Genomic DNA, 15,281 nt, shown 5'->3' on the forward strand with positions numbered 1-15,281 from the left:
AGGATTGGACGCTTCCTTGTAATCCGTTTTAACTTGATACAAAAAGCGAGGTGATTCGTTATGAGGGCAGAGCTTCCTAGAGTTTCTATCGTCATTCCGGTATATAACTGCAGATATGTCCATGAAGCGATTGAGAGTGCCTTGAATCAGACCTATCCTAATGTTGAGGTCATTGTAGTCGATGATGGCTCGACGGTGCACAAGGAGCTTGTTACTCCCTACTTGGACCAGATTCGTTATATACCCAAGATCAATGGAGGAACAGCAACGGCTCTGAACACGGGAATCGTGCATGCGACAGGAGATTATTTTGCCTGGCTGAGCAGTGATGATGTATTCGTACCTCAGAAGGTCGAGCTGCAGCTCGATTTCATGCTGAGGCGTAACCTGTCCTTCAGCCATTCTGCTTATAGCTATATTAACCACCTTAGTGAAGAGATTGGTGAGGTATATCCAGAGCTTGGCACGCGCGCAGAAATGGTTGAGACGCTCCTGATCGGCTGCCCAATCAATGGATGCACGGTCATGCTGGATATGAAAGTATTTGAGAAGGTCGGCCTGTTCAGTCCTGTGTTCCGATACGCCAATGACTATGAGATGTGGCTAAGAATCCTTCCCCATTACGACCTCGACATCATTAACAAGCCTCTAGTCCACTACCGCGTACACGACGATATGGGAACGTTCAAGCACCATGAAGCCATTGAAAATGAGAAGCAAATCATCCAAGCTTTGCACAGGACGTCACTACGGTCCTTAATATGATCTATAGGGAGGTGAAGGTGTGCGTTTTATTTTTCCTGTATATACGCTATGCCGAGGCGGAGCTCAGCGCATGCTCACGGAGCTGGCCAACCGGCTGGCGACCATCGGGCATGAGGTTATAGTGGTCATGCCGAAGTACGGTGTTGTTGAATATGAGCTGAAGGCCAATCTGATTCAAACCGGAGATGATACGCTGCTGGCACATCATATTCCAGCCGGCGATGTGATCGTGTCCAATTTCTATACAACAGCTTATCCTGCTCAGCAAGCCAGTGAAGAGGGGAAAGGACTGCATATCCGCTTATCATTATGCTATGAGCCGACTTTTCTCCAAGATAATCAGTATTCCTTTCCTTCTTACAATCTGACACCGAATCTGCTTGTCTTGTCCCGATGGCAGCAGGATGTGATCTACTTAAATCATGGGATCAAGGGACGCATCATTCCTGTAGGTGTGAACAGTTTCTTTCACAACATGAACATTCGCGAGCATCTGAATATGCCGCTTAATATCACTTCCATCTATCGGAAGGAGGAAGGGGACTTCTCCTGGCATCGGGAGCAGAAATATTTGCTCAGCCAGCTGGATATTGTAAAGGCCCTTTATCCTGACGTGGTCATTAACCTTGTTACACCGCCCGGCGAGTATGCAGATTCAAAGGATATACAGCAGCTGCAGGCATCCGGTAAATATCGGCTATACACCCCGGTGAATGACGAAGAGCTTCGATTCCATTACAACCAGACAGACATCTATGTAAGCTCTGGTTCGTATGACAGCGGATCTTTGCCTGGACTTGAAGCTATGCGGTGCGGAGCAGCGCTTGTCACTTCGTATTCAGGCGGGAATACCGAATATGCGGTACATGAACGAAATTGTCTAATGTCCTACCGATACGAGAACCGGCTAGCACAGGATATCATTCGGCTTATTGAGGACCCGGCACTACGTCACAAGCTGGCGGTTCGAGGCGAACAGGATTCTTATGCGTTCACCTGGGAACGGAGCTACAGCGAGTTTGAGCGTGTTGTGAACGATATTGTCAGCCGTTCACTGCTGAAATGATGAACTTATATTGAAGGCCAGAAATTCAAGCTAGATTAGATTATAGATCTGAATGGCATCCTGAAGATGATAGGGCTCGGAATGGGCATTGCCGTCCGCTCCCGCTGTAATTAGGATATACTCCTCTCCGTTGATGACAGCATAAGTCGCCAGACATAAGCCCGCCCGTTCGGTATACCCCGTTTTCCCACCTTTAATTTCTCCATTTGCCAGCTTCATTCGGTCTGACTGTTCTGCAAGGGTGCTGTATATCGTTATACCATCAGGATGCAGTGAGCTGACACTCGTGCTGTAACGGGTGGTCGTAAATATTTCCTTGAATTGTTTGTTGTGAAGAGCATATTGCAACAGAATGGTCAGGTCATCAATGGTAGAGTAATGTTCCTCATCATGCAGCCCTGTCGGATTAGTAAAATGCGTATTTCGCATTCCGAGCTCGGCTGCTTTTTTGTTCATGTTGGCGACGAACTGTTCCTCCGAGGAGGAAACAAACTGTTCGAGAGCTCCAGAAGTTTCCTCCGAGGAGGACACAAGCTGTGCAAGAGCTACAGAAGCCTCCGCTCCCGATGGAAGCAAGGTACCGTAGAGCAGATCAATCGCCTTTACCTCTTCATTCGGCAGAAATCCGGCCATCGCTGCTCCTTCAGCCACCAGGGGAGGAAATAACGCAGGATTAAGCTGAACGCTCTCTTCTAGACTGGACAAGCTTTCGATAGCCAGGATGGCCGTCATGATCTTTGTGAGGGAAGCGGGGTATATTTTCTCTTCGGAATTAACATGAAGCAATACTTCGTCGTCAGCAAGACGTACCAGCTTGGCGTTCGAGCTGTACAGCTCATAAGGCACGATCGCATCCGAAGTGTTTCTGGTATTCTGGAACCAGCGATTTGCAGCACGATCGATCTGTTGAAGTACACCTTCCAGATCCGCAAGCAGCAGGATGGTGAGGATAATTAAGATTAATCCTTTGAGCGAGAATCGTTTATTCTTTTTCTTCGTGTTCGACATGCTAAAAAAACAACTCCTTTACATAGCAGTGCTTCTAGGATGTTGCGAGCCGCAGGTAAGTGTGGACTCAGGAGCACTACTTCCATTCAATCATGTAAGAGGGAGTTGTTTTTTAATTTTTCCTGGTCAAGTTCTTAAGAGTTTCTTAAGATTGTCCCGGAAGCGTGACAATAAACTTCGTATGTGAGCTGTCACTGCTCGCAGTGATGGTTCCGCCATGCGCATTCACGATCTCCTTGGCGATTGCAAGTCCAAGGCCGGCTCCGCCGGTGGCAGAGGATCTGGCGGTATCCAGCCTGTAGAATTTCTCGAATATCGTGTTCAGCTTATGGGGAGGAATCGTCTCCCCCACATTGGCGAAGGTGATGACCACCGTACCGTGCTGCTTCACGGCTGTTACAGCGACATTTGTACCTGAATAGCTGTAATGTATCGCATTTTTCATAATGTTGTTGAACACTCGCGCAAGCTTGTCCGGGTCACCATGCAGTGTCAGCTGCTCATCTACCTGTACGGATACGGTAAGCTCATGCTCTGCCAGCATCGGATGGAACTCATCCGCAATTTGCATGAGCATCATAGAGAGGCTGATATCCGTCTGCTCAAGTATAATCTTCTGCAGGTTAAAGCGGGTAATATCAAAGAATTCATTGATGAGCTGTTCCAGGCGGTATGCCTTCTCAAGAGTAATGTTCACATACTTGGCCTTCTGCTCCATCGGCATATCCTGGGCTTCATCCAGCAGACTGAGATATCCGATAATGGACGTAAGCGGTGTTTTGATATCATGGGCGAGATAGACCACCAGATCATTTTTTCGCTGCTCCGCCTCCTGGGCATCCTTCATCCTTTTTTGGAGCGTGTCCTTCACCAGATTCATCTTACGCTCGACGACTTCAAGCTCTGGAGATAGAGTTACAGGCTCGTCTGATTCCTCGACCAGCTTATCCATGCTCCGGTTGATTTCGTTAAAATAATGGGTTGCTCTGCTCAGTGTCCAATAGAAGATCAAGAACAGCAGCAGTATAAAAAAGATCCCGAGTATCAGATCCTTGTTCTGCTGAAATATAAGGTAGTACAGCTGGACCGCCGTTTTGTACTCAATACTTAGAACGACCTCTGCAAATCGGATGAATGCATCGGCAAAAGGAGCCTCAAGCACACCGTCAATCAAAATGTTCTTGGCTGCCAGTCCAATAATGGCCGTTAGGATCGCGGTAAGCAGAATTTGAGTAATTATTTTGTTTTTGAGCTTTCGAAAATCATCCTTCAATCTTATAACCTACTCCCCAGACCGTTTTAATATATTTGGGCTTGTCCATATGATCATTCATTTTCTCCCGAAGATGCCTGATATGAACCATTACAGTATTGTTGTTTGTATAATATTTCTCTCCCCATACTTCCTGGAAGATTTGCTCGGAGCTCAGCACCTGACCCCGGTTAGAGCATAACATCCAGAGGATGGAGAATTCCGTTGGCGTAAGGGAGATCAGCTTCTCGTTCAAGTAACATTCATGAGTATTCTTATTGAGAACCAGACCGGAGAAGGCAATGATTCTGTCCTCATCCGTATACGGATTCTCCAAATTGTACTTCGTAAACCGCCGGAGCTGAGCTTTGACACGGGCAACGAGCTCAAGCGGTCGAAACGGCTTGGTTACATAATCATCAGCACCTAGTGTCAGCCCGGTAATTTTGTCGATCTCTTCTTCCTTCGCTGTAAGCATAATGATCGGGAAGTGGTGCTTCTCTCGAATCTGCTGGCATATATCAAAGCCGCTTATATCCGGAATCATAACATCTAGGATGGCCAGGTTCAGCTGATTTTGCTGAATGCAGTCCAGCGCTTCCTTCCCGCTGTAAAATTTATATACCTCGTAGTTCTCGGCTTTTAAGTACAGCTCTACCAAATCAGCAATTTCTTTTTCATCGTCTACAACTAGAATCTTTGTGCTCATGGGGACCACCTTTACTTCATATCAGCTATCTTTACTTTATTCATTGTCTTATTTTAACCATAGCTTGGTCAGAAAGCGAATCGTGCTCATAGAACGAACCTAGGCCCTGTCTTCATGAAGAACAGGGCGTTAATGTTCGCTATGGATTAGTAAATAGAGAGTGCATTCATCATTTGTCTGAAGGAGACCGCATATGTGCTGCCGGAAAAATGGTTAACGAGATGCTCCCTGCCTGCACGTCGAATATGTTCGCGAAGAGCCAGGTTATCCATGAGCTCGATCGCCTCGGCAGCAGCCTGCTCAATATTGCCGAGCGAATAGAATTTACCCGTCTGATTGTGGGTGATGAAGGCCCTGACACCATCAGAATCGGAACTAAGTACAGGTACACCGCAGCTGATGGCTTCTGCAACCGCATAGCCGAATCCTTCCATAATGGAAGTCGACAGCATGATTCCGCCCGATCTGGCGGCCATAGAATAGTATTGCGGCATCATACTATTCGGAATGTTACTGAAGATGCCAATCTTATCCTCCAGATCTAGTGCCTTCAGCGTTTCGTAAAATTGCTGCTCGTCGGTCGGGACCGCGAGTGTAGGGTCATGAAATACCCATATCTTCGCATTGGGCTTGTGCTGAATAATACGGTGGCTGATATGAAGGAACTCCCGCCAGTTCTTATTATGCTCCAGTCTTCCAATCCACATAATGGCGGGATAGGGGGGGATATCGGTATCAATCGGCGTGAATGTTGTTGTATCCAGCATGTTTGGAATAATGAAACGATGCATGAATGGACAAATCTCTGCGAATAACTGCTGAAGATGAGCTGTAGGGGGGATGAGTACGGCATTCGCATGTGCTTGCAGATAAGGCATCGCTGTACATATCGTTTCGATCGCAGCTTCTCTCGTGCCGAGACCCTGTGCTTCATAGATGATGCGCCCCCTGTAATCCAGTACAAGCCGGAGCCGTTCCACCATGTTGATATCCGATGTGACGATGATCGCATCATATTGCTGCTGGTCTAACAGTGACTTGATCTCGTTATCATGATTGGTAATGAATACGGTACCGGTATTATTCTGCATACCTGTCCCTGGCTTAAGGTACAGCGTATGGGCTTCAATGCCATGTTGATTCAGCACAGAGCATCGCAAACGGTTAAGTGTTTCCACACCTCCGCTTGGAATAAAGAAAGTAAAGAGGACTTTCAAGGCAGATCCCTCCCGCAGTTTCTTATACGCCGGTTAGATAGAACGAAGGGGAAAATGGGCGGTTGTAGGTTATCGTATTTGTCCGTATCCATTTAGTTCGTCTATCTAAAGTACGTGATTGACCGGTATAGAGTGTGGGCTGAGAGCTATCCGTTCATAATTTGGACATATTTTTTTAAGGATTCTTTTAAATTCATTTAAGCCATGTTTATAGTTGGATGGCTATGCTTAGTATGGACCATGTTTCGGTCTGAATTGATATAGAAAGGAAGTAGCGAATGTGCTGAGGTTAGATCAGGTAAGCAAGACGTTCGACAGCCATAGGGGAGTACATCATATGGACTTTTCAATGGAACGGGGAGAGATCGTCGGTTTTCTAGGTCCTAACGGTGCTGGCAAAACGACAACTATGCGTATGATCACCGGGTATTTACGGCCGACAGAAGGCAAAGTGCTTCTCGACGGTGAATCCGTGCATGAGCAGGGTAAGAAAGCCCGATCCCGTATCGGATATTTACCCGAAACGCCTCCCTTGTATCCAGATATGTCGATTCTTTCGTACTTGAGATTTGTAGCTAAATTGAGAGACGTGCCCGCCAGAGAGCAAAAGCAGAGAGTCGACGAAATGTTATCAAGACTGGGCCTCGCTGGTCGGGAGCGTCAGATCATCAGGACCTTGTCCAAAGGATACAAGCAGAGAGTAGGGCTGGCTGGTGCCATTATACATAAGCCGGACTTGCTTGTGCTCGATGAACCAACATCAGGGCTTGACCCTAATCAAATCATGGAAATCCGTAATCTCATCAGAGAGCTCGGCGATAATCATACCGTACTGCTTAGTACCCATATATTGCCCGAGGTGAGCACCCTTTGCAGCAGAGTGCTGATCATTAATCAAGGACAGCTGGTAATGGATGGGTCTCCTGCATCCATCGGCAGTACAATGAATCAGTCGTTTCACGTTTCTCTCACTGTGAAGGGGGAATCGGAGGCGGTCGTCCCGTTGATCCAAACCTGGGGAGAAAGTTTGGAGGAGAAGGTAGAGCTTAGCTCCCACAAGGAAGAGGACGGCCTCGTCCGCTTAGAGCTGAATGCTTCTGCTCATCATGATTATCGAGAAGAATTATTTTATTTACTGGCGAGATCGGAGCTCCCTATCCTCGAATTGAAGAAACAGGATCAGTCCCTTGAAGAGATTTTCCAAAAGCTGACGACAGATGAAGCCGGAGTGAAATCCGGGAAGGAAGGTTCACTTGCTGTCTCTGCCTCGGTGCAAGGACTGGAAGCGCCGAAGGGAAGTGAGGGTTCATGAAACGGATGCTCGCTATATTTTACAAAGAGCTGCAGTCCTATTTCCTCGCTCCAACCACCTATTTTGCCTTTGCAGTGTATGTCTTGCTGTCGAGTTTTTTGTTTTTTATGAGCTTTGTTTACTATCAGCCAAGTATCGTCGATTATCGGCTTGTTCTGGGGGATACGATATCACTGCTGCTATATGTTATCCCGCTTCTGACTATGCGTCTGATCGCGGAGGAGTTCCGGCAGGGTACAGATGAGCTATTGATGACTTCTCCTTCGAGTGTATTGGAGATTGTGTTCGGCAAATATTTGGCAAGCTTGGTCATTCTCCTGGCTCTTATTATGTGCAGTCTTACTTATCCGCTGCTGATGTCCTTCTATGGAGATATCAATGAGACGACAGTGTGTGTATCTGCGCTGGGGCTCTTCCTGCTCGGTGCGGCGATGATGGCGATCGGAATGTTTGCCTCCTCGTTATCCCAGCATCAGATGGTCTCGGCAGTAGCCGGCTTTATTATTCTGTTTGTATTATGGATGCTGGATTCTTTCGGTGGAAATGCGGCGATTACAGCGTGGCTTGAACCCTTCTCCTTATCGAGCCGGTTCATGAATTTCACAAAGGGTGTCATTAGCGGATCGGATGTTATCTTCTATCTTACTTTGACAGCCTTATTCCTCACGTTCAGCATTCAAGGCGTCGAGCGGAAAAGGTGGAGGTAAGAGAGATGAAAAAATGGTTGAATCATACGAACAGTGCTGTTATTTCCATTGCAGTGATCGGCATTTTTATATTGCTTACGTTGTTCCTGAATTCATTAGGCGGCTTCCAGCTTGATATGACTGCGAACAAGCAGAATACGTTGTCTGAGCAAACCTTGGAGACTATAAAAGGTGTGGAAGAAGACGTCAGAATGCTGGTCTTCACCGTGAATTCCTCCAGTGATGAGCTGCTGAACAGGGAAGTGCAGGATATTGTTGATGAATACAGCAAACGAAATAATAAACTGAAAGTGGAGCATTACAATCTGGAGAACGAGCCCATCCTGGCCCAGCAGTACGGTCTTACGGCAAGCTCTATTGTGCTGGTGCAAGGGGACAAGCAGCAGGTTGTTCCCATGATTGATCTATTCACCTCCGGTGAAACAGAAGGCTCTTATCTCTTCTCTGGAGAAGAGAAGCTGACACAGGCACTGAATTCGCTCTCATCGGATGAAGTCCACCGAGTAGCACTTCTAACGGGACATGGTGAGCTGGATTTGTCTCTCGCAGCAAGCTTTCAGTCATCCCTGAATCAAAGCAATGTCGAGACAGAAGAAATATCTCTTGCCGATGGAGAGGCTGTTCCGGAAGGAACGGATATACTGGCGATTCTGGGTCCGCAAAACGATTTGACGGATTCAGAGATGAAGCAGATACAGTCCTATATGGACAATGGCGGGAAATTGCTGCTTACGATGGCTTTTCATGAAAGTATGGATACCGCTTGGCCTAATATTGATGCACTCGCTGAGCAATATGGAGTCCATAACGAGCATGCGGTAATGGTCGACCCAGAACAGTCGATGTCGATGGGACCGCTGTGGTCCATGCCGGTGTTTCAGTCTCATGCCATTACGGATAAGCTGATTGAGCATAATTTAACTCCTGTATTTTCACTGACTCTTGGGCTCAGCGCTACCGAGCAGGATAAATGGACGGTCGCTCCGATTGTGCAGTCTTCGGAGAGCAGTTATGGAGAGACGAATGTAGAAGGACTTCTTGTTAACGATACGGATAATGATGCGGAGTCCGATCTGCAGGGACCTGTAGATGTGGGATATGCCGTAAGTACACCGGATGGCAAGCCAAAGGCGGTTATACTGGGTGCAACTACATTTATTCAGGATTCCGAATTCTCGACAGGCGGGAATCGTGATTTTATTCTGAACACGATAAATTACCTGGCCGAGAAGGAGAACGGGGTTACGATCAGACCCAAAGAGCAGGCGGGCTATGAGTTGGCGTATCTGACACCTTCTCAAGGCACCGGAATTTTTGTTATTGCGGTCATCTTATTCCCGCTGTTATTTGTTGCAGCAGGTATTCTATTATGGTGGAGGCGGAGAAGATAATGAAGAAATTCATTCCTACTCTGTTGCTGCTCGTTATTCTGGCAGGCGGCTGGATCTTCGCTCATTCCCAGAACTACTTCAAGGAAGAGCCGGAGGCGGCTCGCAAGCTCATAGATACCAGCAGCTTTGATCCTAGTGCAATCGAGAAATTCAGTGTTATTAACGGAGGGGAAGAAGTTCAGTTGACCAAAGAACAGGGTGGCTGGGTTATGACAGAGCCTGAAGCTTACCCCGTGAACAGCTATGCGGTAGACAACTGGCTGGAAGCACTCCGTGCAGCTGAAATTACGAAAGTAATCGAGAATGAGCCAACCGATATTGAGAAATACGGTCTTGACCTTGCAGGAGACGGTATCGTTATGACCGCTCAGGATGGCACTGAATTCACCTTGGCCGTTGGTCATATGTTGCCTACAGGAGAAGATAATTATGTACAGGTCGATGGAAGTCTGGTTGCGGCTGTCAGTGAGGCCGAGGTTTCAAGTCTGATGCTCACTCCGCTTCAATTTATGGATACCACACCATTCGAATGGGATAATGATCAGCTGGTATCACTGGAGTGGGAAGGCGAAGATTCGACATGGATGCTGAATCGTACGACGGATGAAGAGAACAGTTGGACCATGAATGGGAAGAGTGTTGAACTGGCTGGAGCCGATTCCTTAATGAATCTGACGAAAAATACAGCGACGAATCAAGTGCTCAAACCGCTTGATGCCGATCAGGCTCAGATTGCTTTTACATTGACGGCTGCATTCAAGGACGGTTCGAACAGCGTATATCAAGGTTGGACGGAATCATCAGAGCCCGGTGTCATTTTTGTTAAGACCGCAGAGGACTCACTTAGTTATGTTCTTGCATCAGATGCTGTTAAAGAAATCAAGGATAGAGCAGAAGAGCTGCTGAGCAGCGGCACCGAAGTAAATAATGCAGATACGGACTAATGCCGATTATGTATAAACAAGGAGAATTGCCATTTTGATTGGACGATAGAAATGAACTCAGATGTTTAGTTCAGCTCGCAGTCCACTTGATCTAAGATGGCGGTTCTCCTTTTTTACAGGGGGCGCTGATATTGTATGATTCTTATCTTCGGATGAATGAAGCTTCTCACATCCTCGCATCGTTGGTTCCAAATCCTTTCAGCATATAGGTTAAGTGGTTTGTGCACCTTAATGGAGTACCTTAACCTATACTTGAAATGGAGGATGAACGAATGCCAGGAATGAACAAAACAAAAGCGATCACTTTATCTTTATCCACCGCTTTACTTGTCATGTCTGGTCTAACAGGCTGTGGCACAAACACGGATAATCATGATTTGAACACCAATAATGTGCGTAACAACAAGACCGATAACAATCGGTACGGACTAAATGCAAACAGTGTTCATCGTACCAATAATCTCAGAAACAGCGATGATTTATCAAAGACTGTATCTGATATGGATGGAGTGGGTAATGCTTATGTTCTCCTTACTGATCATAACGCTTATGTTGCGGTATCGCTCAAAGACGGGGTCCAGCCGCAAAGCACAAGACACCACAATAACCGTAATATGAAGAGCAAGGACCTTGGCAGCATGGGAGTAAAGACCGGGACGAGAGCTCCTTATACAACCAGCGGTATTGCTCCAGGACTTACTAATGATTATTCTCAGAGCAACATGCTGGGAGATTCAGCGAACGGTCCTCGAGGAGCAGGCGGATTGTTTAATCCGAACAATGTACGAATGAATGATACCAAAGGCCCGACAACGTATACTAAAATGAATGATCATGACCAGGCCGAAGAAGAAGTATCTGATCAAATGAAGAAAAAGATTACAGCGAAGATCAAAGAAATGGCTCCAGAAGTGAAAAATGTATACATCTCAGCAAATGCAGACTTTGTAGGTCGTGCTCAAGGTTATGTTAACGATGTGACCGAAGGCAGACCCATCAGCGGATTTATTGATGAATTTCAAACCATGATGGATCGTTTGTTCCCGACAAACGGAACCATGATTGACAACAACAATAATCGTTAATCCAGCATAGAAGAGCTTATGGGGAATGAATATAAAAAAGGCGTTGTTCCAGAGAGATGCTCTAAGGGACAACGCCTTATTTTGCTTCATTTTAACTTCTTATCTACTGTCCATGCTTAATGCACGGCCTTTGATCCATACTTGCTTAAGCTGAAGCGAGTCATCCAGCAGCAGCAGATCCGCCTGCTTTCCTTGCTCAATGGTTCCTGTCGCATCCAATATGCCTAGAAGCTCGGCCGGATTATGACTAGCTGCCTGCGAAGCTTCTATAATATCGAGCCCGGCCTCCTGCACGAGGAAGCGGAAGCCGCGAATCATCGTAAGTGTACTGCCTGCAAGGGTAACTCCATCCTCTAACCGAGCCACACCTTCCTTAACGATGACCGGCAGGTCACCGAGGGTGTAATTTCCATCCTCAAGCCCGGTCGCCGAAATGGCATCCGTAATGAGTACCAGCTTCTGCAGCTTGCTTTTTAACTGAGCAAGAAGAGAGACTGCGGCAGGATGAACATGAATTCCGTCTGCAATGACTTCGGCGCTGATCCGTTCATCACTGAGCACGGCACCGGCTACACCGGGTTTGCGGTGATGAAGAGGGGTCATCGCGTTAAAGGTATGCACAGCGTGGTGGAGTCCCACTTCTACAGCGGCTTCTACTTCTTCATAAGTTGCATCCGTATGACCCAATGCGGCGATAATTTCTTTATCTTTGAGCCATGCGATCACCTCATGCGCACCTTGCTGTTCAGGAGCAAGCGTCACTTGCCGAACGAGTTCAGGATATTGCTGTTCCCAGGAGATCAGCCAGTCTACATTCGGCAGTGAAATATGCTCCGGATTTTGCGCTCCGGGCCATTTTGGACTAATAAAGGGACCTTCCAGATGAACCCCTGCAAGCTGTGCGTAAGGCATCTCCTTGGAACGGTATTTGTTCACTTCGCTGAGCACCTTCTCAATCCAATCTTTAGGCGCAGTCATGGTTGTAGCAAGCATCGTCGTCGTTCCTTGAGAAGCGTGATAAGACGTAATTGTATCGAGCACGTTCTCGTCTGAGTTCATAAAGTCTTCACCACCGCCGCCATGAACATGGATATCAATGAAGCCGGGAAGGATATATCCATTCTCGCTTGTGAACGTTTCTATGACGCCTTCATTCCAGCGAAGAGGTAGAGCTGCCTGGGTGCCTGCGTACACGATGGTTTCATTTTCAATGACAACGACACCATCCTCAATTACACTGTCCTTGGTAACGACATTTCCGTATATTTTAGTAAGCAATTACATCAGCCTCCCTGCACCGCGGTCTAACAGTACAATAACGTTCGGATGGCACTGAAGCAAGGATGCAGGGCACTCTGTAGTGATGGGACCGGTCAGCGCTGTACGAATGATGTCTGCCTTGTCTTCACCGCGGGCAACGAGAAGGATTTGTTTTGCTTTGAGAATAGAACCGACGCCCATCGTCATAGCCTGCTTAGGTACATCGGTCGGAGAATCAAAGAATCGGGCATTCGCCTTGCGGGTTTCCTCTTTGAGATCAACGACATGAGTGCCGCTCGTCAGGCTTGCTCCAGGTTCATTAAATCCGATATGCCCGTTATGTCCTATGCCCAGCAGCTGGATGTCGACAGGGCCGTGATCATTGACCAGCTGTTCATAATGAACGCATTCCGCTGCCAAGTCAGATGCATTCCCATTCGGTACATGCGTGTGATCCATATTCATATCAATGTGGTTAAACAGCTGCTCATTCATGAAGCTGCGATAGCTCTGTGGATGATCTTCAGGAAGTCCTACATACTCATCAAGATTGAAGGAGGAAGCTTGGGCAAAGCTCACGAGTCCTTTGTTGTACATTTGAATCAGCTCTTTATATATACCGACAGGGGAACTGCCAGTTGCCAGACCCAGTACAGCCTTACGTTTGGATTGCAGAAGAGCGGCAATAATTCCAGCGCCGGTTGCATTCAGGTCATGCTCATGTTCAAAAGTCCAAATATTCATATGAAATCACCCTTCATTTCTTAGTTTAATTCGCTGCACTTGCTCATAGGACACATTCAGCCTAGGGACAAATCGATCAAAATCATGACTAACCATGCCGGTAAATATAATATCGATCACATGAAGGAGTGCAATACGCGAGGCCATGTCCCCTCTGCGCATACCCTGTTCCAGGGAAGAGGTGAACAAGGGAATATCTGCAATGGAGGCCAGTGTACTGTGTCCGTAAGAGGTTAGTGAGATGGTGCGGGCTCCATTTTCTTTGGCACAAAGGAGTGCATCAATTGTATCCTGTGTTTCTCCCGAATAGGACACGGCAAACGCAACATCCTGCTCACCCAATGAAGAGGCTGAAGTGACCTGCATATGTCCATCAGAAAAAGCAGTGCAGGAAACGCCAATACGGATCAGCTTCTGATAAAAGTCCTGCGTTACAATGGATGAGGTGGCTACCCCATACAGATCAATGCGCCTAGCGCCGCATAAGAGCTTAATTGCATCCTCCAGGCGTTCATGATCAAGCAAACGAGTAGTATCGGTAATGGAAGCGAGATGGTTCGCCTCAATGGCTTCTATAATCGTAGAAAGTGAATTTCCCGCGACAATATCCTGATAAGCCGTAACGCCCGTTGGCTGGGAAATTTCCGCTGCCAGCTTCATCTTGAAGTCGGGAAACCCCCTGAAATGACGAGATTTGCAAAAACGGGTTACCGTTGCAGGACTCGTACCGCTGTTCTCAGCTAGTTCCTTAATCGATAACCCGGTCACCTCAGCGGGAGATGTCAAAATAACTTCTGCAATCCGGCGTTCCTGGGAAGGAAGCTGATCGAGCTCTTTGGAGAGAGCATTAAGTATCGTCGTCATAACTCATCCGCCTTGTTAGAAAATTAATTTCACAAATATATTAATTTTAATGAAAATTATTTTTGTATACCTTCATCTTAATCAAAATGTAGGGCAAAATCAACCGTTAGCCACACATTTCCTCAGCCTTACCTAGCATGTACTTGAAGTTTGATCTTTAGCCCATTTTTTTCCGAAGATTGAACCAATATAGGTGATTTTACATAAGATGAGTTGACTGTATCCCTTAACCTTGTTACACCATACAAACCCGGGCAAGGAGGGGTAAACATTGAAGGGTGACCACAAGAGCAAATTTTTGTTGACCCATCGTGAACGCGAAGTATTCGAGCTTCTGGTGCAGGACAAAACGACACGCGACATTGCAGGACTTCTCTTTATCAGCGAGAAAACGGTCCGAAACCACATTTCTAATGTCATGCAGAAGCTCAATGTTAAGGGTCGTTCACAAGCGGTAGTGGAATTGATCAAGTTAGGAGAATTAAAAATCTGACGAAGGCACGGAGTTCTTTCGTTTTCGTCATGGCCCTCTTCGCTCATCCGATTTGGATGAGAGAGGAGGGCTTCCGTTTGTGCTAGAGGAGATGAGATCGTGGGCTGACTGAAGTTATACATAGGTGGAAAGGTGTGCGCGTGGAGGGTATTTTGGTGGAAGGGGAAACGCAGTTAGATGGCGCGCGTGGAGGGTGCTTTGGAGCGAGGGGAAACGCTGTTAGATGTTGCGCGTGGTGGGTACTTTGGAGCAAGGGGAAACGCTGTTTTTGTGCTGCTCACTTCGGTTGTTTTTGCTTGGACGCGGGTAGGTCGAAGGAGCAGTGGTCCAAGCAAAAGCCAAAAGTCGTTCCCATCTCAAAAACAGCTTATTCCCGAGAAGGGCAGCGTCAGAAATCCTCATCTCCTCTGGTGGTGTGGAGGAGGGGGACGTGGTTGCTCTCCTAGGTGAGCAACCAGTCTGAG

General features: G+C 47.0%; 16 protein-coding genes. 8 read left to right on the plus strand and 8 right to left on the minus strand.

Annotated features, from left to right (window positions below):
* The first annotated feature begins 60 nt into the window (after positions 1–60).
* Together TCA2_RS21335 and TCA2_RS21340 are read left to right on the plus strand one after the other, a co-directional pair.
* Positions 61–765, plus strand: coding sequence for a glycosyltransferase (locus TCA2_RS21335; protein ID WP_047913619.1), 705 nt, complete (start codon positions 61–63; stop codon positions 763–765).
* 19 nt (positions 766–784) lie between these two features.
* Complete coding sequence (locus TCA2_RS21340) at positions 785–1,831, plus strand: glycosyltransferase family 4 protein (protein WP_047913620.1); 1,047 nt, start codon at positions 785–787, stop codon at positions 1,829–1,831.
* A 30-nt stretch (positions 1,832–1,861) separates the two neighbouring features.
* Here the strand turns inward: TCA2_RS21340 and TCA2_RS21345 are convergent, their stop codons facing one another.
* The 4 genes from TCA2_RS21345 to TCA2_RS21360 form a co-directional block, all read right to left on the minus strand.
* On the minus strand, positions 1,862–2,839 hold the full coding sequence (locus TCA2_RS21345; protein WP_047913621.1) for a D-alanyl-D-alanine carboxypeptidase family protein: 978 nt from the start codon (positions 2,837–2,839) through the stop codon (positions 1,862–1,864).
* Positions 2,840–2,984: 145 nt separating this feature from the next.
* Positions 2,985–4,112 carry a vancomycin resistance histidine kinase VanS gene (gene vanS / locus TCA2_RS21350; protein WP_047913622.1) on the minus strand — a complete coding sequence of 376 codons (1,128 nt, stop codon included), beginning with the start codon at positions 4,110–4,112 and terminating at the stop codon, positions 2,985–2,987.
* Positions 4,102–4,800, minus strand: coding sequence for a VanR-ABDEGLN family response regulator transcription factor (gene vanR, locus TCA2_RS21355; protein WP_047913623.1), 699 nt, complete (start codon positions 4,798–4,800; stop codon positions 4,102–4,104). The genes vanS and vanR overlap by 11 nt, the downstream gene beginning before the upstream one ends.
* Positions 4,801–4,946: 146 nt before the next feature.
* Positions 4,947–6,017 carry a glycosyltransferase family 4 protein gene (locus tag TCA2_RS21360; protein ID WP_081872727.1) on the minus strand — a complete coding sequence of 357 codons (1,071 nt, stop codon included), beginning with the start codon at positions 6,015–6,017 and terminating at the stop codon, positions 4,947–4,949.
* 280 nt (positions 6,018–6,297) lie between these two features.
* On the opposite strand from TCA2_RS21360, the gene TCA2_RS21365 reads away from it, so the two are divergent.
* The 5 genes from TCA2_RS21365 (at position 6,298) to TCA2_RS26380 (ending at position 11,456) form a co-directional block, all read left to right on the plus strand.
* On the plus strand, positions 6,298–7,329 hold the full coding sequence (locus TCA2_RS21365) for an ATP-binding cassette domain-containing protein (RefSeq protein ID WP_193746101.1): 1,032 nt from the start codon (positions 6,298–6,300) through the stop codon (positions 7,327–7,329).
* Positions 7,326–8,036: an ABC transporter permease subunit gene (locus TCA2_RS21370; RefSeq protein ID WP_047913625.1), complete on the plus strand. Its 711-nt coding sequence runs from the start codon at positions 7,326–7,328 to the stop codon at positions 8,034–8,036. Before TCA2_RS21365 ends, TCA2_RS21370 begins: the two co-directional genes overlap by 4 nt.
* A 5-nt stretch (positions 8,037–8,041) precedes the next feature.
* Entirely contained in the window at positions 8,042–9,427 is a 1,386-nt protein-coding gene (locus tag TCA2_RS21375) for a GldG family protein (protein ID WP_047913626.1), read from the plus strand.
* Positions 9,427–10,371, plus strand: coding sequence for a DUF4340 domain-containing protein (locus TCA2_RS21380; RefSeq protein WP_047913627.1), 945 nt, complete (start codon positions 9,427–9,429; stop codon positions 10,369–10,371). The genes TCA2_RS21375 and TCA2_RS21380 overlap by 1 nt, the downstream gene beginning before the upstream one ends.
* 272 nt (positions 10,372–10,643) lie before the next feature.
* Positions 10,644–11,456, plus strand: coding sequence for a YhcN/YlaJ family sporulation lipoprotein (locus tag TCA2_RS26380; RefSeq protein WP_052512255.1), 813 nt, complete (start codon positions 10,644–10,646; stop codon positions 11,454–11,456).
* A gap of 99 nt (positions 11,457–11,555) precedes the next feature.
* Here TCA2_RS26380 and nagA read toward each other — a convergent pair whose 3' ends face one another.
* From nagA to TCA2_RS21400, 3 genes are read right to left on the minus strand one after another with little or no spacing between them, the layout of a single operon-like run.
* The gene (gene nagA / locus TCA2_RS21390; protein ID WP_047913628.1) at positions 11,556–12,734 is read right to left on the minus strand and encodes an N-acetylglucosamine-6-phosphate deacetylase; all 1,179 of its coding nucleotides are present in this window, start codon (positions 12,732–12,734) and stop codon (positions 11,556–11,558) included.
* Positions 12,735–13,460, minus strand: coding sequence for a glucosamine-6-phosphate deaminase (gene nagB, locus TCA2_RS21395; protein ID WP_047913629.1), 726 nt, complete (start codon positions 13,458–13,460; stop codon positions 12,735–12,737).
* Between the two features lie 6 nt (positions 13,461–13,466).
* Positions 13,467–14,324, minus strand: a complete 858-nt coding sequence (locus tag TCA2_RS21400; protein ID WP_047913630.1) for a MurR/RpiR family transcriptional regulator — start codon at positions 14,322–14,324, stop codon at positions 13,467–13,469.
* Positions 14,325–14,595: 271 nt separating this feature from the next.
* On the opposite strand from TCA2_RS21400, the gene TCA2_RS21405 reads away from it, so the two are divergent.
* A complete protein-coding gene (locus tag TCA2_RS21405; RefSeq protein WP_047913631.1) occupies positions 14,596–14,817 on the plus strand; it encodes a helix-turn-helix transcriptional regulator in 222 nt (73 codons plus the stop codon).
* Between the two features lie 219 nt (positions 14,818–15,036).
* Here TCA2_RS21405 and TCA2_RS27710 read toward each other — a convergent pair.
* Positions 15,037–15,281: hypothetical protein (locus TCA2_RS27710; protein ID WP_238546472.1), on the minus strand; the 245-nt coding region annotated here is incomplete at its 5' end.

The sequence above is a fragment of the Paenibacillus sp. TCA20 genome (assembly GCF_000732325.1).
GTDB lineage: Bacteria > Bacillota > Bacilli > Paenibacillales > Paenibacillaceae > Paenibacillus > Paenibacillus urinalis.